The organism is Nonomuraea maheshkhaliensis (assembly GCF_039529435.1).
Classification (GTDB): Bacteria; Actinomycetota; Actinomycetes; order Streptosporangiales; family Streptosporangiaceae; genus Nonomuraea; species Nonomuraea maheshkhaliensis.
Map to the genome: position 1 here is coordinate 25,173 of NZ_BAAAMU010000057.1, position 24,651 is coordinate 49,823.

The 24,651-nt window shown below is 72.6% G+C and carries 19 protein-coding genes and 1 pseudogene; 10 read left to right on the plus strand and 10 right to left on the minus strand.

Going from position 1 to position 24,651, the window contains the following annotated elements:
- Positions 1–10: 10 nt before the first annotated feature.
- On the minus strand, positions 11–442 hold the full coding sequence (locus ABFX54_RS31890) for a hypothetical protein (RefSeq protein WP_346110281.1): 432 nt from the start codon (positions 440–442) through the stop codon (positions 11–13).
- Between the two features lie 178 nt (positions 443–620).
- On the opposite strand from ABFX54_RS31890, the gene ABFX54_RS31895 reads away from it, so the two are divergent.
- Entirely contained in the window at positions 621–1,652 is a 1,032-nt protein-coding gene (locus ABFX54_RS31895) for a nucleoside hydrolase (protein WP_346110282.1), read from the plus strand.
- Between the two features lie 16 nt (positions 1,653–1,668).
- Here the strand turns inward: ABFX54_RS31895 and ABFX54_RS31900 are convergent, their stop codons facing one another.
- Positions 1,669–2,121 (minus strand): ATP-binding protein, encoded by a 453-nt coding sequence (locus tag ABFX54_RS31900; protein WP_346110283.1) that lies wholly within the window; start codon positions 2,119–2,121, stop codon positions 1,669–1,671.
- Positions 2,122–2,344: 223 nt separating this feature from the next.
- On the opposite strand from ABFX54_RS31900, the gene ABFX54_RS31905 reads away from it, so the two are divergent.
- The 3 genes from ABFX54_RS31905 to ABFX54_RS31915 all read left to right on the plus strand — a co-directional run bounded on the left by ABFX54_RS31905 (position 2,345) and on the right by ABFX54_RS31915 (position 4,475).
- Positions 2,345–2,812: an adenylyltransferase/cytidyltransferase family protein gene (locus tag ABFX54_RS31905; protein ID WP_346110284.1), complete on the plus strand. Its 468-nt coding sequence runs from the start codon at positions 2,345–2,347 to the stop codon at positions 2,810–2,812.
- Between the two features lie 277 nt (positions 2,813–3,089).
- A complete protein-coding gene (locus ABFX54_RS31910; protein WP_346110285.1) occupies positions 3,090–3,677 on the plus strand; it encodes a hypothetical protein in 588 nt (195 codons plus the stop codon).
- Between the two features lie 54 nt (positions 3,678–3,731).
- The gene (locus ABFX54_RS31915; RefSeq protein WP_346110286.1) at positions 3,732–4,475 is read left to right on the plus strand and encodes a DUF427 domain-containing protein; all 744 of its coding nucleotides are present in this window, start codon (positions 3,732–3,734) and stop codon (positions 4,473–4,475) included.
- Here ABFX54_RS31915 and ABFX54_RS31920 read toward each other — a convergent pair.
- From ABFX54_RS31920 to ABFX54_RS31945, 6 genes and pseudogenes are all read right to left on the minus strand, one after another.
- Entirely contained in the window at positions 4,427–4,732 is a 306-nt protein-coding gene (locus tag ABFX54_RS31920; protein WP_346110287.1) for an NUDIX hydrolase, read from the minus strand. The two genes, ABFX54_RS31915 and ABFX54_RS31920, sit on opposite strands and share 49 nt — an antisense overlap.
- A gap of 91 nt (positions 4,733–4,823) precedes the next feature.
- Positions 4,824–5,027, minus strand: a pseudogene (locus tag ABFX54_RS57125) (NUDIX hydrolase); the annotation flags it as partial.
- A 53-nt stretch (positions 5,028–5,080) separates the two neighbouring features.
- The gene (locus ABFX54_RS31930; RefSeq protein WP_346110289.1) at positions 5,081–5,680 is read right to left on the minus strand and encodes a TIGR03086 family metal-binding protein; all 600 of its coding nucleotides are present in this window, start codon (positions 5,678–5,680) and stop codon (positions 5,081–5,083) included.
- A gap of 197 nt (positions 5,681–5,877) precedes the next feature.
- Positions 5,878–7,140 carry a M20/M25/M40 family metallo-hydrolase gene (locus tag ABFX54_RS31935; protein ID WP_346110290.1) on the minus strand — a complete coding sequence of 421 codons (1,263 nt, stop codon included), beginning with the start codon at positions 7,138–7,140 and terminating at the stop codon, positions 5,878–5,880.
- Positions 7,137–8,993 (minus strand): dipeptidyl-peptidase 5, encoded by a 1,857-nt coding sequence (locus ABFX54_RS31940; protein WP_346110291.1) that lies wholly within the window; start codon positions 8,991–8,993, stop codon positions 7,137–7,139. Before ABFX54_RS31940 ends, ABFX54_RS31935 begins: the two co-directional genes overlap by 4 nt.
- A gap of 4 nt (positions 8,994–8,997) precedes the next feature.
- On the minus strand, positions 8,998–10,086 hold the full coding sequence (locus tag ABFX54_RS31945; protein ID WP_346110318.1) for a C39 family peptidase: 1,089 nt from the start codon (positions 10,084–10,086) through the stop codon (positions 8,998–9,000).
- Between the two features lie 654 nt (positions 10,087–10,740).
- Between ABFX54_RS31945 and ABFX54_RS31950 the strand changes: the two genes are divergently transcribed.
- A complete protein-coding gene (locus ABFX54_RS31950) occupies positions 10,741–13,698 on the plus strand; it encodes a DUF6493 family protein (RefSeq protein WP_346110292.1) in 2,958 nt (985 codons plus the stop codon).
- Between the two features lie 230 nt (positions 13,699–13,928).
- Here ABFX54_RS31950 and ABFX54_RS31955 read toward each other — a convergent pair whose 3' ends face one another.
- The gene (locus ABFX54_RS31955) at positions 13,929–15,038 is read right to left on the minus strand and encodes a DUF5925 domain-containing protein (RefSeq protein ID WP_346110293.1); all 1,110 of its coding nucleotides are present in this window, start codon (positions 15,036–15,038) and stop codon (positions 13,929–13,931) included.
- Between the two features lie 58 nt (positions 15,039–15,096).
- The gene (locus tag ABFX54_RS31960) at positions 15,097–16,749 is read right to left on the minus strand and encodes a serine/threonine protein kinase (protein ID WP_346110294.1); all 1,653 of its coding nucleotides are present in this window, start codon (positions 16,747–16,749) and stop codon (positions 15,097–15,099) included.
- Positions 16,750–16,844: 95 nt separating this feature from the next.
- On the opposite strand from ABFX54_RS31960, the gene ABFX54_RS31965 reads away from it, so the two are divergent.
- The 5 genes from ABFX54_RS31965 (at position 16,845) to scpA (ending at position 24,586) form a co-directional block, all read left to right on the plus strand.
- Positions 16,845–18,710 carry a CASTOR/POLLUX-related putative ion channel gene (locus ABFX54_RS31965; RefSeq protein WP_346110295.1) on the plus strand — a complete coding sequence of 622 codons (1,866 nt, stop codon included), beginning with the start codon at positions 16,845–16,847 and terminating at the stop codon, positions 18,708–18,710.
- Positions 18,711–18,741: 31 nt separating this feature from the next.
- A complete protein-coding gene (gene mtnA, locus ABFX54_RS31970; protein ID WP_346110296.1) occupies positions 18,742–19,680 on the plus strand; it encodes an S-methyl-5-thioribose-1-phosphate isomerase in 939 nt (312 codons plus the stop codon).
- Between the two features lie 116 nt (positions 19,681–19,796).
- Entirely contained in the window at positions 19,797–20,555 is a 759-nt protein-coding gene (locus ABFX54_RS31975; protein ID WP_346110297.1) for a peptidoglycan recognition protein family protein, read from the plus strand.
- A 90-nt stretch (positions 20,556–20,645) separates the two neighbouring features.
- Positions 20,646–22,436, plus strand: a complete 1,791-nt coding sequence (locus ABFX54_RS31980; RefSeq protein WP_346110298.1) for a methylmalonyl-CoA mutase subunit beta — start codon at positions 20,646–20,648, stop codon at positions 22,434–22,436.
- Positions 22,433–24,586, plus strand: a complete 2,154-nt coding sequence (gene scpA / locus ABFX54_RS31985; protein ID WP_346110299.1) for a methylmalonyl-CoA mutase — start codon at positions 22,433–22,435, stop codon at positions 24,584–24,586. Before ABFX54_RS31980 ends, scpA begins: the two co-directional genes overlap by 4 nt.
- Positions 24,587–24,651: the final 65 nt, after the last annotated feature.

The window sequence follows — 24,651 nt, forward strand, 5'->3', positions numbered from 1 at the left end:
GCGCGGCCGGTCAGCAGTGGGCGACGCCCGGGTACGGGTCGGTCGACGTCCACACGTTGACGGCGGCCACGTAGCCCCAGCGGCCGGTCTGGTCGCCGTAGGTGTGGTACCAGATGCTGTTGCCGCCGCCGTGCGGCTGGCCGGAGACGTAGCACTTGAAGTAGCTGAACGTCGTTTCCAGGCGGTCGACCACGGTCTCCGGGTTGCCGTTGGGCTTGGTGTAGCCGGGTGTGGCGTAGATCGGCGCGTTGGCCGCGTTGCCGCAGTAGAGGTTCCCGCTGCTCGCGTAGCACGCGGCGGCGGACACCGTGCTCGTCACCGTGCTCGTCGCAGCGCTCGTCGCCGTGCTGCTGGTCGCGGCCTGCGCCGGCCACGCGCAGGACGCCGCCGTCGCCACCCCGCAGACGATCGCCGCGAGCGCCGCTCCGCTGAACTTGCCCATTGTCGTCTCCCACCGTAGGACCGCCTGACGGGAGGCAACGCTACGACGCGCCCATCGGGCCAGGAACCCCGCGAACCGGTGGTGAAGCGGTCATGAAGCCCGTCTGAAACCCCGGCGCCCGAAGGCTGTGTCAGGGTGAATTCCGGTCGCCCACCCGTCCTCGTGAATCCGGGAACCCATGAAGAGAATCCTGCCGGCCCTCGCCCTCGTTCTGACAGCACTGGCAGCACCGACCGCACTGGCAGCGCCCACGCGGGCGGCGTCCGCTCGGCCGGCGGTTCCTCCCGCGATCATCTTCGACACCGACATGGACTTCGACGACGCCGCCACGCTGGCCTATCTGTCCCAGGAGCACAGGGCCGGGCGCATCGACCTGCGCGCCATCACCGTCACCGAGGCCGGCGCCGGCTTACCGGGCCGGGCGATCCGGCACGCGCGGTGCCTGGCCGAGCGGCTCGGCCTGCGCGGCGTGGCCGTCGCGGACTCCCCGGCCACCGGGCCCAACTCCTTCCCCGCCGACCTCAGGCAGCTGTTCGACCGGGTGCTCACCGCGGCCACCCCCGGCTGCGCAGGCGACGAGACACCGTCCCGGACCCGTGCCCCCGAGCTGATCAGGCGGCTGGTACGGGCCGAGCCCACGACCCAGATCATCGCCACCGGCCCGCTCACGAACGTGGCCGCCGCGCTCCCGTACAGTGCCGCCCGGCTGACCACGATGGGCGGGGCCGTCGCGGTCGGCGGGAACCTGTGCTGCGGCACGCCGCCCGAGTTCGACGGGAGCCAGGAGTTCAACTACTGGCTCGACCCGGCCTCCGCGCGGGCCGCGCTCACCGGGAGCCGTGGAAGCGTGCGCATGGTGTCGCTCGACGCCGCCAACCAGGTGCCGATCACCGCCGCCTTCCTGGACCGGCTCGCCGCCGACCACGGCGCCGCGGCCGCGGAGACCGTACTGGAGATCGTCACCCATCCCGAGGTGTGGCCCCTGATCGACGCCGGCCTGCTCTACTGGTGGGACCCGCTGGCCGCGATGAGCGCCGTCCATCCCGGGCACGTCACGTTCACCGCCGGGCGCATCGACGTGGTGACGGACGGCCCCTCGGCCGGGCGCACCGTACTGTCACCTTCCGGCCGCCCGCTCCGGTACGGCACCGCCGCCGGCACCGCCGCCTTCGAACAGCGCTTCCTCGACACCCTGAACGGCCGCGCCTGACGCCCGGCTTCGACGGTCAGACGGCCACGCCGGCCGGCATGTGGGCGCGCAGCAGTTCGAACCAGACGGTCGTGGAGCCGGCCTCGCGGGTGAAGCCCCAGCGGTGGCTGAGCGCCTCGATCAGCGGCAGGCCGCGGCCGCTGGTGGACTGCGTGCTCGTACGGCACACGCACGGAGGCCCGTCGGAGCCGGCGTCCGAGACGAACACCCGTACCCCCATCTCCGAACTCTCGACCGTCACCGTGAACGAGCCTCCCGCGCCTGATCTGGTGTGCAGGATCGCGTTCGTGGCCAGCTCGCTGGTGAGCAGCACCACGTCGTCGTAGAGCGGATGATCGCGGCCCAGCACCGCCGTGACGAGCTCCCTGGCCCTGGACACCTGGGAGGGCACCCCGCGCAGCCGGACCACGTGGTCACCCGGGTCTGGCCGGTCGTCCCCATCTGCGTGGTGCGGAATCGGCGCTGCCACGGTGACCTCCCCCAAAACCGGCGACGTTATGAGACGCGCCAGGGGTGGGGTGGAGATTATTGCGAAAAGGTAGGAATGGGCTTTCCAAGGTCCGTTTCCGTAGCCGGGACGGGTGCGGACGCTCTTCCGCCCGTCCGGGGAGGTCGCTTTCGCGGGTGGGGACGCCGACCGAGTACGCTGCGATCGACGAGTCGTCTAGGCCCGTGGGGGAACAGGAGGTCGCGTGAGCAGCCTGGAGGCCGTCTGGGTGCAGCCGTACGAGCTGCCGGGAGCGGTGGTCGTGACCGGCGTCTTCGACATCCTGCACGTGGGCCATGTGCGCTACCTCGGCGCGGTGGCGGCGCGCGGGCTGCCGCTGGTCGTGGGCGTCGAGGACGATCCGAGGGTGCGTGCCTGGAAGGGGCCGACCCGCCCGTTCAACCCGTCGGCGGAGCGGGCCGAGGTCCTCGCCGCGCTCCGGTTCGTGGCGGGGGTCTTCGTGGTCAAGGGGCCGCCGGAGGCACACGGGCCCGACGACTACATCGACCTGCTCGTCCCGATGCGCCCGGCCGCGCTCGCCCACACGGCGGGCGACCCGCACGCAGGCGCCCGCGCGGCGGCGGCCGCGATCCTGGGGGCGGAGTGCTGGGAGCTGGAGGCCATCCCCGACCGCTCGACCACCCGCATCGTCAACGCGGCCGGCAAGGGCTGACCCAAGCCCCTCACCGCCGCCACGAACGCGACACCGACGAGCCCACCACGGTCCCACGCGACCCCACCACCCACGGCCCCGCCACGCACCGCCTTCGCACGGTTCCCCCCATGCACGGCCTTCGCGCACGGCCTTCGCGCACGGCACGGGACGCAGGGCGCCCATCGCACAGGCACTCCGGGGCGTGGCGTGTGACGGATGACGTAGCACGAGGCGAGAAGCCGTGGGGCGGGTCGTTGGGCAGCCGATTGGTCATGATCGCGTAATCTGTCGTGACATGACAGCCGACCTCGTAGCCAAACGGGTGACGAACCTGCTGGCGCCCCAGGTGCTGGTGATCGTCATGCCGCCGCTGGTCGGACTGCTCGCCCAGGGGTGGACGGGCGCCGCCTGGGGCCTGGTGGCGTCGGCGTTCTGCGGTGGTGTCCCGGCGGCGGTGATCGCGCTGGGCGTGCGCTCGGGGCGCCTCGACTCCCACCACATCGTCGACCGCGCCCGCCGTACCGGACCGCTGCTCGCGGCCGTGGCGGCCGTGCTGGTGGCGCTGGCCCTGCTCGTCCTGATGGGCGCGCCCACCCTGCTGGTGGCGACCGTGACCGCGATGCTGGTGGCGCTGGCGGTGACCGTTCCCATCACCCTGCGGTGGAAGATCTCCTTCCACGCCGCCGTGTCCGCCGGCACGGTGGTGGTGTTCGCGCACGTCCTGCCCGTGTGGCCGGCCGTGCTCGCGGGGGCCGCCGTCGTGGCGCTGGTGTGCTGGGCCAGGGTACGGCTCACGCACCACACCTGGCCCCAGGTCGCCGCCGGCACCGCCGTGGGAACACTCACCACGTGGGCCACTCTGAGCGCGTTCGGCCTGAGCTGATCACTCTCGTCGCGGCCGTGGAATAGCGAGGCCGCCAGCGGGGTTGCCGCGAACATGGATGTCACGAACCGCGGCCGGGTGCGCGTGGAGCCCACCGCCAAGCGTGTGCGTACCTACCTCGGCGGCCGGGTGGTGGCCGACACCACCTCCGCCCTTCTCGTGTGGGAGGTGCCGTACTACCCCGCCTACTACTTCCCGCTCGCGGACGTGGACGAGTCCGCGCTGAAGCCCACGGGGGCCACCCAGCACTCGCCGAGCAGGGGCGACGCGGTGGTCTACACGGTCACGTCCGGCTCCGCGGAGGCCGCGGACGCGGCGCTGGCCTATCCCGAGTCGCCGCTGGAGCAGATCCGCGGTCATGTCCGCTTCGACTGGGACGCCATGGACGCCTGGTTCGAGGAGGACGAGGAGGTGTTCTTCCACCCGCGCGACCCGTACACGAGGATCGACATTCTGAGCAGCTCGCGCCACGTGCGGGTCGAGGTGGACGGCGTCACCGTCGCCGACTCCCACAGCCCGCGCATCCTCTTCGAGACGGGCCTGCCCGCCCGCTACTACCTGCCGAAGACGGACGTACGGCTCGACCTGCTGGAGCACACCGACACCGTCACCCACTGCCCGTACAAGGGCAGCGCCGAATACTGGACGGTCAACGGCCAGAAGGACCTCGCCTGGTCCTACCGCACGCCGCTGCCGGAGAGCGAGAAGGTGGCGGGGCTGGTCGCGTTCTACAACGAGAAGCTCGACATCTACGTCGACGACGAGCTCCAGGAACGCCCGAAGACGAAGTTCTCCTGACCGGAGCGCCGCCGGCTGCGGGCCATCACGGGGGAAGGCCCGCAGCGCGTCGCGCCGCTCAGATCGCGGCGACGCTGTCCGCGATGGCGGACGGTGGGCAGATCGGCCGGGCTTCGCCAGCCGAACGCGCTGACCTCTTCGGCCTGCAAGGTGATGGGCGTGTCCTTCACCCAGAACGCGAACCGGAAGTCCGCGTGCCAGTGGGCTGGTTCCGGCTTGGCCGGGTTGGCGGGGATCTCGTGGACGTCGATGTCCACGGGGGATGACGTCGTGCGCCGGCGGGGAGACAGCGTGCTGCCACGCAATACCGGTCTCCTCCTCCAGTTCGCGCAGCGCGGCGCCGTGCGGGCCGTGGTCGTCGGGTTCCACGTGGCCACCCGGCAGGAGCCGGCGGTCCAGCGCACGATGGTGGATCATCAGCACGCGGCCGCTGTCGTCGATCGCGGCGGCGCTCGCCGTCACATGGAGCGGGAACGTACCGCGCGAGGTGAGATCCCGTCCCGGGACGAGCGCGTGGGTCAGCCGGGCGACGCCGGCTTCGCCGGGCGGCATAACGCCCCGTCACCCGAGGAGGTGACGGGGCGCCGAGGCCGTTCGCAGGGTGCCTAGGAGGCGGTCCAGTGGGGGTCGCGGCCGAGGTAGCGCAGGAGCGCGGCCACGTCGTCGTCGCCCTCCTGCGGCGTGAGCGCCGCCGCGTAGGCGCCCCACGCGCGCAGCGGCTCGACGATCTCCTTGGCCACCGTCATCAGCGGCCGGGCCAGCTCCGGCGTGAGCGGCGAGGGGCGGCCGGTCGCCATGGCGATGTCCCAGGCGTGCACGCCGGCGTCGAGGGCGCTGGCCGCCGAGCCGGACCAGGGCGACATCTTGTGCGGCGGCACCGGCGTCGGCACCTCAGCCGCCTCGCGGTCCACTCCGGCCCACGCCCGTGCCGAGCGGCCCAGGGCGTCCTCCAGGACGGCCGCCGGGTCGCCGTCGAGCTCGCCCGAGGGCTCGAACGGGTTGAAGGCCGGGCCGGGCTCGCCGGTCAGGGCGGAGGCGAAGCCGATCTGGTCGCCGACGGCGTGCTGGAAGACCTGGGCGAGGTTCCAGTCCGCGCAGGGCGTCGCGCGGGTCCAGTCGTCCGGTCCCACGCCGCTCACGGCCTCGCGCAGCGCGTCGTGCGCGGCGTCGAGAGCGGTCCAGCCGGTGACGATCTTGCTGCTCATGGCGAGCCCCTTCCGTTCGTGTGTCTTCACTCTATCAGAACGGAATGCTTTGTTCCATTGTTTGGCGCTGCCGGGATGGAGCCGGTACGCGCGTGGAGTGGAGCAAACGTCCGCTGAGTCGGGCATGCGGTGCATGCCCGACTCAGGATGGGGGTGAATGGTGTGACTTATGCGTCTTTTTCGGTTTTTTAGAAGGATCAGGTGAGCAGGCGGGTGAGCACCCGGGTGCCGAACTCCAGGCCCTCCACCGGCACCCGCTCGTCCTTGCCGTGGAACATGCCGAAATAGTCGAGATCGGGCCGGAGCATGAGCGGCGCGAAGCCGTACCCCTTGACGCCGATCCTGGCGAACGACTTGGCGTCCGTGCCGCCCGCCATCACGTACGGCACCGGCCGGGCCAGCGGGTCCTCGGCCACGAGCGCGCCCGCCAGCTCGTCGAAGAACGCCGACGGGTACGGCGCGTCCGGCGCGTCCTCCAGATTGACGAACTCCCTGGTCACCTTCGGGCCGAGCAGGGAGTCGATCGTCTCCAGGAACTCCTGCTGCAGCCCCGGCAGATAGCGCCCGTCCACGTGGGCCCCGGCCGTCGAGGGCACCACGTTCACCTTGTATCCGGCGTCCAGCATCGTCGGGTTGGCCGAGTTACGGATCTGGCTCTTGAACAGGTTGCCGAGCTGCCCCAGCCGGGCCGCCTCGGCGTCCAGGCGGTCGAGGTCGATCGGCTGCCCGGTGATCTCCGACAGGCTCTCGACCAGCGCCGCGACCGACGGCGTCAGGCGTACCGGCCACTGGTGGGCGGCCACCCGCGACAGGGCGTGCACCAGCGTCGCGACCGGGTTGTCCACGGGCGGCCTTGAGCCGTGGCCGGCCACGCCGTGCGCGGTCAGCCGCATCCAGGCGGTGCCGCGTTCGCCCACCGCGATCGGGTACACCCGGTGCTCGCCGGATGCCACGCTGAACCCGCCGGACTCGCTGATCGCCTCGGTAACGCCGTCGAACAGCTCGCGGTGCTCGGTGACCGCGTGCCTGGAGCCGTAGTCGCCGGTCCCCTCCTCGTCGGCCAGGAACGCCAGCACCAGGTCCCGCCGGGGCCGCACCCCCCGCGCCGCCAGGTCCAGGACCGTGGCCAGGGTCATCGCGCACGAGCCCTTCATGTCGACCGCGCCCCGGCCGTACACGCAGCCGTCCGTGATCTCGCCCGAGAACGGGTGCATCCGCCACTCGAACGGGTCGGCGGGCACCACGTCGAGGTGGCCGTGCACGAGCAGCGCGTCGGGGGAGCCGCCGGTGATCCTGGCCACGACCGTGGTCCGCTTCGGCGCCGACTCGAACACCACCGGGTCGAGACCGGCGTCGGCCAGCAGCGTGGCCACGTACTCGGCGGCCGGGCGCTCGCCCGCACCGGGGTTGGTGGTGTCGAACCTGATCAGATCCGAGCAGATCTCGGCGACGCTCTTCACACTCTTCCCTTCAGTGTCAACGGCGGCACCCCGGGCGTCTCCATGGCGAAGATCAGCCCGTAGAAGGCCAGCTCGGCCTCCAGCACCGCGACGATGGTCTCCTCCCTGCGCCAGCCGTGCTGCTCGCCGGGGAAGGTCAGCAGGGCCCACTCCTTGCCGTGCCGGTCGAGCTCGGCGGTGAACCGCTCGGCCTGGCCGACGTCCACGATCGCGTCCTCCAGGCCGTGCAGCATGAGGCACGGGCCTGACGCCTTGAAGGCGTTCAGCAAGGGGGAGCGCTCGGTGTAGCGGTCGCGGGTCTCCGGCAGCGGGCCCACCAGGCCGTCGAGGTAGCGGGACTCGAAGTCGTGCGTCTCGGCCGCCCAGCTCTCCGGGTCGGTGATCGCGTAGTGCGCGACGCCGCCGGCGAACACGTCACTGTGGACGAGCGCCGCGACGGTGGTCCAGCCGCCCGCGCTGCCGCCCCTGATGGCGAGCTTGGCGGCGTCGGCCCGGCCCATCTCGACCAGGCCGCGCGCCACCTTGGCGCAGTCGTGCACGTCCACCACGCCCCACTGGTGGCGCAGCCGCTCCCGGTAGGCGCGGCCGTAACCGGTCGAGCCGCCGTAGTTGACCACGGCCACGCCGATGCCCCTGCTGGTGAAGTAGGCGATCTCCAGGTCGAGCATGATCGGCATGTTCCCCGTCGGGCCGCCGTGCACGAAGATCACGTACGGGCTCGGCCCCGGCTCCCCGGCAGGGGGATACAGGTGGGCGTGCACGCCCTCGACGGTCACGGCCTCCGGGGTGGGCAGCAGGGCGCGGTCGGGGAGCGGCTTGGGCGCCGACACCACCTCGTGCGCGCCGTCGTCCAGGCCGACGAGCGTCACTTCCAGCGGCGTGTACGGCGTCGCCCCCACCGCCACCGCCCGGCCGCCCGCCACGGACACCGTCGAGGCCCAGTGCGTGGCCGCCCCGCCCAGCTCGCGCAGCTCGCCGCTGACGGGGTCGAGCACGCCCAGGAGACGGCGGTCGGCGGTGCCGTGCACGACGACGAGGCGGCCGTCGTCCGCGACGGCGAAGCAGGCCAGGCCCGGCTTCCAGGCGGCGGCGCCGAACTCCAGCTCCATCGGGGTGAGGTTGCGGGCGGGGGAGCCGTCCAGGGGGACGAGGTGGACGTTCCACCAGCCGGTGGGGTCGGTGACCGCGTACAGTGCCTCGGCGTCGCGCCACTCGGCCTGGGTCACCGACTCTTCCCGGCCGCCCGCCAGCACCTGGTACGGGCCGGCGGTGCCGTCCTCGTTCAGCTCGGCCACGCACAGTTCGGTGCCGTCCCAGGGCATGTTGGGGTGGTTCCAGCCGATCCAGGAGACATGACGGCCGTCGGGCGAAATACGCGGATTCATCAGGAAATGTTGGGCTTTGGTGATGACCCTGGTCTCGCCCCCGTTGAGGGGTACCGCCACCAGGTCGCGCACGTCGCCGATCTCCCTGACCGCCCACACCTCGCCCCGGCCGGGCGGGAGGTACAGGTCGCCGTACCGGGACGGGCCCGCCTCGGTGAGTGGCACGGGGGTGTCACCGTCCAGGCGGTAGAGGCGCTGGTCGGCCCAGTTCGTGAACACCAGGCCGCCGCCGGGCAGGGGGCGCCAGGAGCGGCCGCCGTACTCGATGAGGCGGTTGCGCGCGTTCCAGCCCCCGGGCAGCGCGTCCACGCGGGAGCCGTCCGGCAGGCGGCGCACCACGCAGCGCCGGCCGCCCTCGTGCGGGCGCGGCTCGTCCCACCAGACCTCGACGCCGGAGGACGTGTCCACCGCCTCCACCCACTGGGGGCCTCCGTCGGTACGGGCCACATCGATCGGTCGAATGCTCATCAACTCACCAATTGCCGTTGGTACAGGGAGGAAGGGGGAACTCGGGCGGATGGACGACGTACACGATGCCGCCGCTGCCCGAGCTCCTGAGCCACACGTGCTCGAACGCCGCCCGCGGATAGACCCGGCGCACCTCGGAGTCGCGGGGCGCGGCCGGGTCGTTCACGATCACGTCGCCGCCGGCGGTGAAACCGGTGACGACCATGATGTGGCCGCTGGTGGTGTAGCAGGAGCCGGGCAGCTCGTGGGCCTTGAACGACTGCGAGGTGATCACCGGGATCCCGGCCCTGACGAACTGCTCCAGCTCCGCCGCCGACCGCAGCCGCGTGACGAATCCGGACAGACCGTACCGGCCCGCGTAGGCCACGTTGAACGCCCAGTTGCCGGTGCCCTGGTAGCTCACGTCGTACGTGCCCGCCGCCGCGTGATCCACACCCGGCGCCGGGTCGCCGTCGCCCACCCAGGCCAGCTCGCCGGGGCCGGGGCCGCGTCCCCAGAACTCCAGCACCATGGCCGTCGAGGCGGGGGCACACCAGTTGGCGCCGCCGCCGTCGAGGTGGGGGTGGTGGCCGGCGTGCGTGTGCTGCGAACGCCGCGGCACCACCAACTCCACCGGCCCGCCGGCCGTTGACCCAGGACCGGGGAGGCTCGTGCTTTGCGCGGCCGGGGCGGGAGCGGGCGGGTGCCGTGGGGGCGCGGAGGCCATCGCGGCCAGCCCGGTCAGGTGGGCGTCCGTGCCGTGCGTGGTCACCCGTAGCTGGTACGCCACCACCGGCCGCCTGGCCACGAACGTGTCCACGGCCACGTCCCCGTCCTCGTCACCCTGGCCGGGCACCGAGGTACGCGGCTCACCGTGCTCGGACCAGCGGCCCATCACGTACCACTTGGTGAGCCCGCCGGACGCGGTCCTGGCCCGCAGCTCGACCTCGATCCAAGCGCCGGGCGAAGTGCGCGCGGTCCACGACGGAACGATCTGGGTGGCCGCGAAGCCGATCGCGCGCTCCTCGCCGACCCACACGGCCGCAGAGGTCTCCGGCAGGGCGAACCGGGTGAAGGCGACGCGGGCCAGGTCGACGGTGAGCACCAGGCACATTGTGCTTTTGCGCTCCATGTCGCACATCGGAAGTTTTACGTACCGGCCCGTCGTGCGGGGGCGGATTGTGTCAGTGATCATCTCTATGGTGCGGGTCATGAGATCCGCAGCGCAGACGTACCCGTACGCGGGCCCCGCCGTCCTTGGCGCGGGCCGCACCGCCTTTCACGCCGCGTTACCCGGACCCTGGACCTTCGTCGACGCGGCGTTATCCGGCCGCCGGCCCCACCCCGAGCCGTCCGGTGGACCGCTTCCCCCGGCCGCCTGCCGGCCGTCGGCGGTGGAGGCGACTCCATGACCGCCGAGCAGCCGGTCACCCGGAGGACGAGCACGGCGGGGATGGGCCGGTGGGCATCCGATCGGGAGGCGGGTGTCCGGGAGACGGTGGTTCGGGGCACGGGTGAGCCCGCGTCCAGAGGAACGGGTGCGGCTTCGCCGTCCACAGGGGCGACGGCGAGTTCGATCAGGGGGAGTTCGGCGGGGATGGTTGGGAGGGGTGGGAACTCGGCGGGGATGGCTTCGCGTCAAGAGGGCTCGGCTGGAACGGGGTCGCGGTATGTGGGCTCGGCCGGGACGGGTTCGCGGGATGGAGGTTCGGCGGGGGCGGGTTCGCGGCACATGGGCTCGGAGGGGACCGGTTCTAGGACTGCGGGGGTGAGCTGGGGCTGGGACGCGGTGGTGGCGGCCATCGACACCGGCGAGTCGGAGCGGGTGGCCGGGCGGGTGCTGCGGCTCGACGACCAGACCCGCCGTGAGGTGGCCGCGGCGCTGCCCGGTCACCTCGCCGTGGCCAGGAAACGCGCCGAGGCCAGGCGTCGGGCTCGCGAGATCAGGCGGCAGCAGGTCACGGAAGCCGCCTGGCGGGAGCACGTACGCGCCGCCGCCCGCGCCGGCCGTACCGTGTCCGCGCACGAACGCTGGCAGCGCGACACCCCCTGGAACCCGCCCTGGACCCCGGCTCTGGACGAGAGCTGGGCGGCCCCGATGCTGGTCGCCGGAGCGGCCGCGATCGGCGGCGTGGCGGGCGTCGTCGCCTGGCTCAACCGGCGCGACCTCCAGGACCGCTGGGACGAGTACGGCGGCGACACCACCTCCGCCGTGCTCGAACACGTGCTGTCGGCCCGCCCCCTGGCATGGCAGGCCGACTTCGCCGTCCGCGCCGCGCTCAAGCTCCGCCCGGTCTCGCGCAGGAGTGCCGTCACCACGAGTCCTGTCTCGGGGCTGGTGCTGGCCATGCTGCGGCGCAGCGGCGTCTCCCCGCCCGAGCACGATCCGCTCGCGGTGGCCTGGGCCGCTCATCCGCCCAGCGCGGCGAGCCTGCGTACGGACCCGCTGCTCGACCACCTCCTGCCACGGCTGTTCGAGGCGGAGGGCGTCGGAGCGGTCCTGCGCCACGAACGCGGTTCTGGGCGGGCCGCGGACGCGGGGCGCGGCTGGCTGACCGCGCTCACGGCGCTGGCACGCGAAGGCAGGATCGGCCGTGACGTGCTGCTCGACGGGTGCCTGCGGCGGTTCCTGCGCGGCGGGCATGCGGCTGACCTGCGCTTCTTCGTACGGCTGCACGATTCGCTCGCGCCGACGCGCGACGAGGTGAGCGAGCGTCACCGCGACTACCTGAGACTGCTGCCCGCCGCGCCGGGGGCCGTGGCGGAGACGGCGCTCAAGCAGGTGCGGCGGCTCGGGGAGGCGGGCCCGGGGGAGGTGACGGAGGCGCTGCGGGCCCTGCTGGCCAGGGGCGAGCGCAAGCTGTTGACGGCGGGGCTGACGTGGCTCGACGAGTTCGCCGCCGCCGACCCGGACGCCGACCTCGGCTCGCTGGCGCCGGCGCTGGGGAAGGCGTTCGGGTGCGAGTCCGGTGACGTGCAGGGCCGTGCGGTGCGGGTGGCGGTCAAGCACGCCAGACGGTTCACGGGTGAGGGGGCGCGGGCGCTGAGGGACGCGGTCGCCGTGCTGCCGCAGGAGCTCGGGGAGACGCTGGCGGAGCTGTTCGGCGAGGAGGCGGGTTCAGGCGGGCGGGACGACGGCGGGTTCGTTGCGGTACGGCTGCCCGAGCCGGTGCGGGTTCCCGATCTTCCGCCGCCCGTGATGTCGGCCTTGGGCCTGGATGCTCGTCCGGTGGTGGCGAGATGGGAGGCCGCGGAGGCGTGGCTGGCCGGGGTGGTGCGGTTGTACGGGCGGGATCGGGACGGGCTGGTGGCTCGCCTGTCGGAGGTCCCGCACGCGGCCGGCCCGCCGCCGGGGCCGTGGACGGAGGTCGCGCAGCGGGCCGAGGAGATCGCCCGCGCGATCGTGGACGGGTCATCTGGTGGTGTGCCGGCCGGGAAGTCGGGTGATGGGCCGGCCGGAGCCGGAGCTAGCGCTGGCGCCGGAGCCAGGGCCGGGGGTTTGGAGCGAGGGGTGCGGAAGGGAGGGCATGAGTGGGAACGCTCCCGACTGCCGGAAATCGGTGAGGTGGCGGGGCCGCACCTCCTCCTGCTGCGGCGCCTCGCCGAGGTGTACGACGGGATCGTGGCGGGGACGCTGCCTCCGTACCTGCTGGCCGAGCCCACCGAGGGCACCGGGCACGTGGACGCCGGGCGGCTGGTCGAGCGGGTGGCCGGTTACGAGCGCGACGGGGTCGAGCCCATGCCCGCCGACCTGGCGCAGGCGCTATTGCGGGTTCCGCTTTCGGTCGCACCGCCGGACGTGATCGCGCGGGCCGGGCGGCTGAGGTCGGCGGCGGGCCAGGCGTTGGCTTTCCGGCTGCACGGTGAACAGCCGGAGCTCCGCGCCGAGATCACCTGGGTGCGCCTGCTCGTGGAGGGGTCGGGCGCGGTGGTCACCGACGGCGGTGATCGTGGCGTGGGCCTGCCCGTGGAGAGGCCGGGATCCGGGACGGCGGTCGCGTATCGCGACGACCATGAACCGGTCCAAGCGGGCGTGCGTGCGCTCGTGCCACGGCTCCATGGGGCGGAGCCGACCGGGGTGGCGATGGCCGACGAGTTGCTGACCGGCGCCATCGGTCGCGGGAGCCGGGGGCATGGCGGTTGCACGCACTGGTGGCCGTATCTGATGCCGTCCCATCGGGAGGCCGTGGCCGCGCATCTCGTGCCATACCTGCTCGAACGGTGGCGTCCGGACGGTGTCGAGCCGCGACTGGCCCAGGCGCTGGCGTCGGCCGGCGGGGCCCCGGGGGAGGCGGTGGCGCTGGTGCAGGCGTACTTCATGGCCGATCGGAGCTGGTCCGCCGATCCCCGGGAGCGGGCGCGGCCGGTGGTGGAGCTGGCGGCCCGGGGCGAGCTCGACGGCGAGGAGGTGGGGCGGCAGTTGGCGCTGCTGGTCCGCAGGGCGGGGCTGAGGCCGGGGCCGGTGTTCGAGACGCTGGAGGGCGCGGCCGGGCTCGGGGCTCATCGGGAGGTGTGGCGGATCATGACAGGGTTCCTGTCCGTATACCTGCCCGGGGCGGGGGAACGACCGCACACCCGGCACACGCAGGCGCTCACGTTCGCCTTGCGGGCGGCGCGATGGGCGGGGGCGCGAGGAGCGGTGGGCTGCGTGGCGGAGATCGCGCGGCGCCGGGCGTCGAACAACTTCGTCCGCGAGGCCCGCCGCCTGCACACCTACCTCACCTGACTCCCAAAATCCGATGCGCATCCGTGGCAGGGGATCGCCTCGGGAGGGCGGGGATATCGGCCGGACCGCCCCACTGTTCCGTGGAGGGGCGGCCGCCGCCGACCGTCGGAGCGCGGGCGGGTGCCCGGGATCCGCCGGGGGAGCGGGCTGTGCCGGGCGGGGGCCGGGAACACGAAGAGTCCCGCGCTCTGGTGGGAGCGCGGGACGTTCAGCTCAGGTGGAGCAGCGGGTCAGAGGTAGAGGCCGGTGGATTCGTCGCCGGGTGTCGGGACGATGTCGCGGCCCGCGCGCAGCGCGTACAGCTGCGCAAGGGTCGCCCCCGACGGGCCCACGCCCTCCTTCGAGCCCAGCCACGTGACCGCCTCCTCCTTGCTCAGCGGCCCCACCTCGATCTGCGCCAGGCAGCGGCCCGGGCGGACGACGGCGGGGTGGAGGCGGGCCAGGTCCTCGTTCGTGGTGATCGCCACGAGGACGTCGCGGCCCTGGCCGAGCAGGCCGTCGGTCAGGTTGAGCAGGCGCGAGAGCCCCTGCCCCGCCTGCGCCTTGGCGCCCGAGCTGATCAGCTCGTCGCAGTCTTCGAGCACGAGCAGCCGCCAGCGCTGCGCGTCCTCGTCGGTGTCGTAGCCGACGGCGACCTCCATGAGGTAGCCGGGCTCGTTGAACAGCCGCTCCGGGTCGAGCACGCAGTCGACCTGGCACCAGTCGCGCCACTGCTTGGCCAGCGAGCGCAGCAGGGTGGTCTTGCCGGTGCCGGGCTCCCCGTGGAGCAGGATGAGGCGGCCGTTGACGTCGGCCGGGGTGATCGACATCAGCCGGTCGAGGGCCGGGCGGACTTTGGCCGTGTAGTTGGTGCTGATCTCGTCCCACGGCTGGGCCGTGATCGGCTTCTCCGACCGGGTGCCGCCGTGCATGCCGCGCCACCAGAAGCCCATCTCGATGTGGTCGACGTCGGGGGCGGCCTCCTCCGCGCCGTCGATGCTCTCCGCGAGCACGGTCTTGGCCAGGTCTTCGTCGACCGCCGTGACGCTGACGGTGGCGGTGCGGTTGCGGTGGCGTACGACGCGCAGGGTCCAGCCGTCGCCGCAGATCAGCCGGGACTCGGAGCCGTCCTCGACCCGCGCGGTGCGCAGCACGCGACCGCCCGCGGGGGTCAGCGTGGCGTCGGGCCGCACCCGCTCCAGGTTGGCCAGCCGCGACCACGGCTGTGTGCCGGTGGCGAACGGTGACAGCGCCAGCGCGTCGATGACGTCGATGGCGGAGTCGGCGTCGTCGATCCAGATGTTCATCGGAAGCTCGGAGGAGTCCGGGCTGGCGAACGGCACCTCCCTGATCACAGACATACCGTTAATGATCTCCGTCTCTGCGCCGGATGTCGAAAGGTTTTGACTGCGAAACCGCTCAGTTCTTCTGGAGCTTACCCGTCTGGGTCACCAATCCGAGGCCCGGTACGTCGCGCCAGGTATAGGTGAGGGCGTCCCCTTCCAGGTCCAGGGTGATCGTCCCGGGAACGCAGCCGCCCTCGTGCTCGCCCAGGGCGAACGTGAGCCGGGTCTGCTCGACCTTGGTCAGCGTGATGGTGCCCTTGCAGTCGGCGCTCTGGCCCTTCTCGGCCCAGTCCGCGGTGGACTCGCCTTCCCGCAGGTCGACCTCGTTGTCGGCGCCGCCGGGGCTCATCGGGTTGGTGCTGGTGGTGTGCCCGCTCCAGTCGCCCTCGAAGGCGGCGGGGATCTTCAGGCCGGGGTCGGTCGTGGGTTGTTCGCTCTCGTCGGTGTCCGTCGGCGTCGGACTGGTGGTCGCGTCCGGCGTCTCGCCGGCCGTCTCGGTGGGGCTGGGCTCCGGAGTCGTCCCCGATTCCGTGGGGGAGGGGGAGCTCTGGGTGGGGGTGGCCGGCGGCGTGATCTCCGCTCTCGTGTCGGACGGGCGGTTCAGGTTCAGCATGAGGACGGTGCCGCCGGCCAGGCCCAGGGCGAGCACCGCCACCACCACCCCGATCAGCACGTTGCGCCCGGGTGGCCGGCGTGAGGTGCCCGCCGTGGTCTCGGCCGGGGACCGTGGATTGGTCGGTCCTCCCGCTCGTGGCCCCGTCGCCTGTCCTCGGAACGCGGCGGACGGATGGCCTTGGACGCCGGCGGGGGCGGGGGCGGGGGCAGAGGCAGGGGCGGCAGAGGGGGAGGGCGTCCCAGGGACGAAAGTCTCGGGGGCGAGGGTCCCGGGAGTGAAGGTCCCTGAAGCAAAGGTCCCGGGAGCGACGGCCCCAGGGGTGCCGGGGCCGACCAGGGACACCATCAGGTCCCGTGCCGAAGGCCGCCGTGCCGGATCCTTGGCCAGGCACGACCCGAGCACCTCCCGCAACCGCGCCGGCAGCGGCGACAGGTCCGGCTCGGCGTGCAGCACCCGGTGCAGCACAGCCGGTACGGTGCCGGCGCCGAACGGGCTCGTCCCCGACGCCGCGTACACCATCGACGCCGCCCACGCGAACACGTCGGAAGCGGGTGAGGCGGGCACCCCGGAGATCTGCTCGGGCGCCAGATAGGCGGGCGTGCCGATCAGCCCGGACGTCATGGTCGCCGCGCCCTCGGCCCTGGCGATGCCGAAGTCGACCACGCGCGGCCCGTCGGGGCCCAGCAGCACGTTGGCCGGCTTGAAGTCGCGGTGCACGATCCCGGCCGCGTGGATGGCCGCGAGCGCGGTGGCGGTGCCGACGACGAGCCGTTCGAGGTCGCCGCCGCGCAGCGGGCCGCGCTCGGCCACCCGCTCGGCCAGCGAGGGGCCGTCGACGTACTCGCTCACCACGAAAGGCCGCGGCCCGTCGGTCGAGACGTCGAGCACGCGCGCCGTGCAGAACGAGGCGACGCCCTCCAGGGCTTCGAGCTCGCGGGCCAGGCGGGCCCGTGTCTCTCTGTCACCGGTGTTGAGGAGCTTGATCGCGACCGGTTCGCCGTCGTCGGAATGGGCGAGATAGACCACGCCCTGCCCGCCTTCGCCGAGTCGCCCGGACAGGCGGAAACCGCCCAGAGACGCCGGATCGTCGGGGGTGAGGGGCTGCGCCATGGCCGATACGTTACCTGTCGTCATGCGGAAGGAAAGATCCACCGGTACCTTGTGTCGTCGGGTGAAATCACTCCTTACGCGGAGGTATCGGGGAAGTGTCCAAGGTCACGTTCCGTGAACGGGCGCGCTACTGGTTCGACAACACCATGTCCAAGGGCACAGCCTCGCTGATCGGCTGGCTCGCGGTCGTCTCGGTGGGTCTGATCGTGCTGGTGACGGCGTTCACACTGTGGCTTGCGCCCAATGAGCCGGACGGCGTGTCCCACGCCGGCGAGGTGCTCTGGATCGCTCTCATGCACGCGCTCACCCCAAGCCGGGTGGCCAGTGACAAGGGTTCGATCGGATACATGGCGGTGATGTTCGCCGGCTCGCTGGGCGGGCTCTTCATCGTCAGCATGCTCGTCGGCCTGCTGTCGAACGGGCTCAAGCAGAAGGTGGACCGCCTGCGGCGGGGACGCTCGCGGATCGTGGAGTCCGGGCACACGGTGGTGCTCGGATGGTCGGACCAGATGTTCACCATCGTGACCGAGCTGGTCAAGGCCCAGGCCAGCCAGAAGGGCTCGGTCATCGCCGTCCTGGCGGACCGTGACAAACTCGCCATGGAGGAGGACATCCGCGAGCACGTCGGCGACCTCGGCAGGACCCGCCTGGTGTGCCGTACGGGCAGGCCGACGGAGCCGCGCGACCTCGACCTGATGAACCTGGCCGCGGCCCGCTCCGTCGTGGTGCTCTCGCCCGAGGGCGACGACCCCGACGCCCACGTCATCAAGATCCTGCTCGCCCTGGCCAAGCGCGACGGCATCCACCCGCCGGTCGTGGCCGGGCTCACCTCCAACCGCAACGCCGCCGCCGCCCGCCTGGCCGGCGGCCCGGACGTGCACCTGGTCGACTCCGACGACACCGCCTCGCGGCTCATCGTGCAGTCCTCCCGCCAGTCGGGCATGTCCGTCGTCTGCATGGACCTGCTCAACTTCGACGGCGGCGAGATCTACCTGCGCACCCCGAAGAAGCTCGTGGGGGTCACGTACGGAGACGCGCTGCACGCGTACCAGACGGCCTCCGTCATCGGCCTGCGCCGGCCGTCCGGCGTCGTGCTGAACCCGCCGGGCGACACCGTGATCAACGCCGACGACCAGGTCGTCGTCATCGCGCACGACGACTCCCACGTGCGCCTGGCCGCCGGCAGGCCCAGCATCGACGAATCCGTCATCGCCGAGGCCCCGGCGACGCCCACCGCGACCGAGCGCACGCTCCTGCTCAACTGGAACGGCCGCGCCGAGCAGATCGTGCGCTACCTCGACGGCTACGTCGCCCCTGGATCGGTCCTGGAGATCGCCGCCGACCACCCCAAGGCGGGTACGAACCTGGCCGGCCTGCGCAACCTCACGGTGAACGTCAAGGACTGCGACACCACCGACAGGTTCGCCCTGGAGTCGCTCGGCGTCGGCCTCTTCCAGCACGTCATCGTGCTGTCCGACAACCGCTTCGACGCCCACCACTCCGACACGCGCACGCTCATGACGCTGCTGCAGCTGCGTGACATGCAGAGCACGCTCGGCGAGCACTACTCGATCGTCAGCGAGATGCACGACGAGAGCAACCGCGCCCTGGCCGAGGTCACCGAGGCCGACGACATCGTGATCAGCGACACCGTGATCGGCCTGCTGCTGGCCCAGCTCGCCGAGAACCGGCACCTGGCCGACGTCTTCGGCTACCTCTTCGACTCACGCGGCTCGGAGATCTACCCGCGGCCCGCCGCCGACTACATCACGCCGGGCTCGGAGGTGACGTTCTCCACCGTCGTGGAGGCGGCGCGGCGCAGTGGCGAGACGGCCATCGGCTACCGCGACGCCGCGACCAGGAACGATCCGCCCCACTACGGCATCGTGCTGAACCCGGACAAGACGCGGCCCATCGTCCTGAAGGAGCAGGACTCCGTGATCGTCCTGGCCGAGCGCTGAGCCAGGGCTCCGGTGGGTTAGCGTTCCTGCTGTGAGGACCATCGACTGGGTCGACGGCGCCGTCGAACTCGTGGACCAGACCCTGCTCCCCGACAAGTGCGTGATGCTGCGCGTCAGCACCGTCGCCGAACTCGTCGCCGCGATCAGGCGGCTGGCCGTGCGCGGCGCCCCCGCGCTCGGCGTGGCGGGGGCGCTCGGCGCAGTGGTGGCCGACGGCGACCCGGCCCTGGTGGCCGAGCTGTTCGCCGCCCGGCCCACCGCGGTCAACCTCGCCTGGGGCGTCGACCAGGCCGTCGCCCACCTGGACGAAGGCCCGGAGGCGGCGCTCGCCGCCGCGCTGCGCGTGCGCGACGACGACATCGCCGCCTGCGTCGCCATGGGCGAGCGCGGGGCCGCCCTGCTCGAAGGCGACCGGCTGCGCATCATGACCGTGTGCAACACCGGCGGCCTGGCCGCCGTCGAACGCGGCACCGCGCTCGGCGTGGTCCAGACGCTGCACGAGCGCGGGCGGCTGGCCGAGGTGCTCGCCCTGGAGACCCGGCCGCTGCTGCAGGGGGCCAGGCTGACGACCTGGGAACTGGCCAGGATGGGGGCGCCGCACCGGCTGATCGCCGACTCCGCGGGGCCGTACCTGCTGGCCAGGGGCGAGGTCGACGCGGTGCTCATCGGCGCCGACCGGATCGCCGCCAACGGCGACACCGCCAACAAGATCGGCTCGTACGCGCTCGCCCTCGGCGCGGAACGGGCCGGCGTGCCGTTCATCGTGGTCGCGCCCGAGTCCACCATCGACGAGCACACCCCCACCGGCGACCAGATCGAGATCGAGGACCGCGGCGCGGACGAGATCGTGTCCGTCAGAGGCGTCCGGGTGGCGCCCGAGGGCACGCGGGCGCTGAACCCGGCGTTCGACGTCACCCCGCACGACCTCATCAGCGCGATCGTCACGGATCAGCGGGTGATCAGGCCCTAGCCGAAGGCCCTGAATGAACGGTGATCAGGCCCCAGACGAAATCGCCCATCTCCAGGACCTGTCCGCGCCCGCCGGGTTACGCTCAGTATTCCCGGCAGCGACCTTCGGAGATCACCGTGGCCATCGACCTGGTGTTACGGCGCGATTGGAAAGCACGCGCTCCGCGCGGCGACTACACACAGCTCGACTCCACCAAGGGGGTCAAGGTTCACTACACCGGCGGAAGGGTCGATCCGGGCATCGTCTCCGACCACGCCCGCTGCGTGGCCCTGGTGCAGTCGATCCAGGGTTTCCACATGGACGGCAACGGCTGGATCGACATCGGTTACTCCTTCGTGGCCTGCCCCCACCGGAAGGTCTTCGAGGGCCGCGGCCTGCACCACCTGCCGGCCGCGAACGGCCCGGGGCTCAACGCGGGCCACTACGCCGTGCTGGGCCTGGTCGGCAACGCCGGGCTGGTCAAGCCGCCCGACGGGATCCTGCACGCCGTGCTCGACACGATCCAGCACGTACGCGACCGGGGCCACGCGGGCAAGGAGATCAAGGGACACCGCGACGGCTTCGCCACCGACTGCCCCGGCGAGGCACTCTACGCCTGGGTCAGGCGCGGAGCCCCGCGCCCCGGGCAGAGCGGCCCCGCCGCGCCCCCGTTCCCCGGCCGGCTGCTGACCTACCCCCCGGTGACGCGCGGGCAGGACGTGCGCACCTGGCAGGGGCAGATGCGGCGGCGCGGCTGGGACCTGGAGGTCGACGGCGCGTACGGGGCCGCGTCCCGTGACGTGTGCCGTAGTTTCCAGCGCACCCAGGGCATCGACGACGACGGGGTCGTGGGGCCGGTCACGTGGCGGCTGGCGTGGGAGGCGCCGGCCCCCTGAGCCACCTGCCGTCCGAAGCGCGGGTGACCTGGAACACAGGGGGTGGCCCGGGGTTACTCCTATTCCGGCATTCCGCCTACTATCCGAATCATGGAACTGGCAGCGGGATTCGCGTCCATCTCACGGGACGACTGGCGCGCGCTCGCGGCCGAGGTCCTGCGCAAGTCGGGGGCCGAGGCCGGCGCGCCGGAGGAGGTGCTGTCCAGGACGACGTACGACGGGATCACGGTCGCGCCGCTGTACGACGCGGAAGACCTCCCCGGCGACCCGGGAGCGCCCGGCGCGACCCCCTACGTCCGCGGTTCCGCGACCGCCGCCGGCTGGGACGTACGCCAGCGGCACGCCGTGGCCGACCCCGAGGCCGTGCTGGCGGACCTGGAGAACGGCGTCACCTCGCTCTGGCTCGTCGTCGGCCCGGGCGCGATCCCGGTGGGCGAGCTCGGCACGGTGCTGAAGGACGTCTACCTCGACCTCGCACCCGTCGTCCTGGAGGCGGGCGACCTGGCGACGGAGGCCGCCGAGGCCCTGTTCGAGCTGGCCGCCGCCCGAGGCGTCACGCCCAGCGGCAACCTGGGCGCCTCCGCCGCGCGCGGCCCCGCCGGGATCGAGCTGGCGCGGCGCTGCGCCGACGGGTTCCCCGGGCTGCGGGCCGTCACCGTGGACGCCACGCCCTACCACGACGCGGGCGGCAGCGACGCCGAGGAGCTGGCCTGCTCGATCGCGCGGGGCGTCGCCGAGCTGCGGGCCCTCACCGGCGGCGGCCTGTCCGCCGGGCAGGCGCTCGGGCAGATCGACTTCCGCTACGCCGCCACCGCCGACCAGTTCGCCACCATCGCCAAGCTGCGCGCGGCCCGCCGCCTGTGGGCCAGGGTCGCCGAGGTCTGCGGCGCGCCGGAGGCCGGCGGCCAGCGGCAGCACGCCGTCACCAGCGCGGCCATGATGACCGCGCGCGATCCGTGGGTCAACCTGCTGCGCACGACCGTGGCCTGCTTCGCCGCCGGCGTGGGCGAGGCGCAGGCGGTCACCGTGCGGCCGTTCGACGCCTGCCTCGGGCTGCCCGACGCCTTCTCCCGGCGGATCGCCCGCAACACGCAGTCGCTGCTGCTGGAGGAGTCGGGGCTGGGGCGGGTGCTCGATCCCGCCGGTGGCTCCTGGTACGTCGAGCGCCGCACCGCCGACCTCGCCGAGGCCGCCTGGGCGTTCTTCCAGGAGATCGAGGCGGCCGGCGGGATCGCCGCGGCCGGGGGGCTGGTGGCCGGCCGGATCGCCGCCACCAGGGACCGGCGCGCGGACGACATCGCGCACCGGCGCTTCCCGATCACGGGCGTGAGCGAGTTCCCCGACCTCCACGAGCGCCCGCTCCGCCGCCCCGCCCCACCAGGAGGAGGCGCGCCGTCGGAGGCCGGCAAGTCGCTGGAGGCCGGTCCACCCGAGCAAGCGCTTGAAGGGCTTCCGGCGATCCGGTACGCCGAGCCGTTCGAACGGCTGCGCGACCTGGCCGACTCCCTGCCCGAACGCCCCAAGGTGTTCCTGGCCACCATCGGCCCCCTGTCCGCCCACACCGCCCGCGCCGCGTTCGCGGCCAACCTGTTCCAGGCGGGCGGCCTGGCCACCCAGACCTCCGGCCAGGAGACCGACCCCGAGAGGATCGCCGCCGCCTTCGCCGCGAGCGGCGCGTCCGTGGCCTGCCTGTGTTCGAGCGACAAGCTCTACGCCCAGCACGCCACCGCCGTGGCCGCCGCCCTGCGCGCGGCGGGCGCGAGAAAGGTGTGGCTGGCGGGGAAGGGACACTACGAGGGCCTGGACGCCAACCTCCACGCCGGGTGCGACGCGCTGGCCGTCCTGCACGAGACCTACGACGACCTGGAGGTGACCCGATGATCCCCGACTTCTCCGGCATCCCGCTGACCCCCCTGCCGGGGCGGGCGGCCGAGGTCCCGGACGTGGAGGGAGAGGTCTGGGAGACCCCCGAGGGCATCGCGGTCAAGCCCCTCTACACCGCCGCCGACCTCGACGACCTCGACTTCCTGCGCACCTACCCGGGCGCCGCCCCGTTCCTGCGGGGCCCGTACCCGACCATGTACGTCAACCAGCCCTGGACCATCCGCCAGTACGCCGGCTTCTCCACGGCGGAGGACTCCAACGCCTTCTACCGGCGCAACCTCGCGGCCGGCCAGAAGGGCCTGTCGGTGGCCTTCGACCTGGCCACCCACCGGGGCTACGACTCCGACCACCCCAGGGTGGCGGGCGACGTGGGCATGGCGGGCGTGGCCATCGACTCCATCTACGACATGCGCCAGCTCTTCGACGGCATCCCGCTCGACCGGATGTCGGTCTCGATGACCATGAACGGCGCCGTGCTGCCCGTGCTCGCGCTCTACATCGTGGCGGGCGAGGAGCAGGGCGTCGCGCCCGAACAGCTCGCGGGGACCATCCAGAACGACATCCTCAAAGAGTTCATGGTCCGCAACACCTACATCTATCCGCCTGCGCCGTCGATGCGCATCATCTCCGACATCTTCGCCTACACCAGCGAGAAGATGCCGAAGTTCAACTCCATCAGCATCTCCGGCTACCACATCCAGGAGGCCGGAGCCACGCTGGACCTGGAGCTGGCCTACACCCTCGCCGACGGGGCCGAATACCTGCGCGCCGGGGTCGGCGCCGGCCTGGACGTCGACCGGTTCGCGCCGCGCCTGTCGTTCTTCTGGTGCATCGGCATGAACTTCTTCATGGAGGTCGCCAAGCTGCGGGCCGCCCGGCTGCTGTGGGCCAGGCTCGTGTCCGGATTCGGGGCGAAGAACCCGAAGTCGCTGAGCCTGCGTACGCACAGCCAGACCTCCGGCTGGTCGCTGACCGCTCAGGACGTCTTCAACAACGTCGCCCGCACCTGCGTCGAGGCCATGGCCGCCACCCAGGGCCACACGCAGTCGCTGCACACCAACGCCCTGGACGAGGCGCTGGCCCTGCCCACCGACTTCTCCGCCCGCATCGCCCGCAACACCCAGCTGCTGCTGCAGCAGGAGTCCGGCACCACGCAGGTGATCGACCCGTGGGGCGGCTCCTACTACGTCGAACGCCTCACCCACGACCTCGCCGAGCGCGCCTGGACCCACATCGAGGAGGTCGAGTCGGCCGGCGGGATGGCGCGGGCCATCGAGGCGGGGCTGCCCAAGCTGCGCATCGAGGAGGCCGCCGCACGCACGCAGGCCCGCATCGACTCCGGCCGGCAGCCGGTGATCGGGGTGAACAAGTACCGGGCCGACGGCGACGAGGCCATCGACGTGCTCAAGGTCGACAACAGCGCCGTACGCGCCCAGCAGCTCGCCAAGCTGGCCCGCCTCAGGGCCGAGCGCGACCCCGAGGCCGTGGCGCGCGCGCTCGACGCGCTGACCAAGGCCGCCGGGCATCCCGAGCCCGGCTTGGAGCACAACCTGCTCAAGCTGGCCGTGGACGCCGCTCGCGCCAAGGCGACCGTGGGGGAGATCTCCGACGCGCTGGAACGGGTGTTCGGCCGGCACGCCGAGCAGGTGCGTACCATCACAGGGGTGTATCGCGACGAATCGGGCACGACCGGCAACATCGAGCGGGCCCGTGCCGCCTGCGACGAGTTCGCCAAGGCCGAGGGGCGCCGCCCGCGCATCCTGGTGGCCAAGATGGGCCAGGACGGTCACGACCGGGGCCAGAAGGTGATCGCCACCGCCTTCGCCGACCTGGGCTTCGACGTCGACGTCGGCCCGCTGTTCCAGACGCCGGAAGAGGTCGCCAGGCAGGCGGTCGAGGCCGACGTGCACGTGGTGGGCGTGTCGTCGCTGGCCGCCGGGCACCTGACGTACGACCCCGCGCTGCGCGCGGCGCTGGCCGAGCTCGACGCCGCCGACATCATGATCGTGGTCGGGGGCGTGATCCCGCCGGGCGACCACGACGAGCTGCGGGCCGCGGGCGCGGCCGCGATCTTCCCGCCCGGTACGGTGATCGCCGACGCCGCCCTCGACCTGCTCCGCCAGCTCACCGCCCGCCACGCCGCCTGACCCTCGTCCGCCCGCTACGGCCGTCTGATCCTCGCCGGCCCCGCGCCGTCAGACCGCCGCCCGAC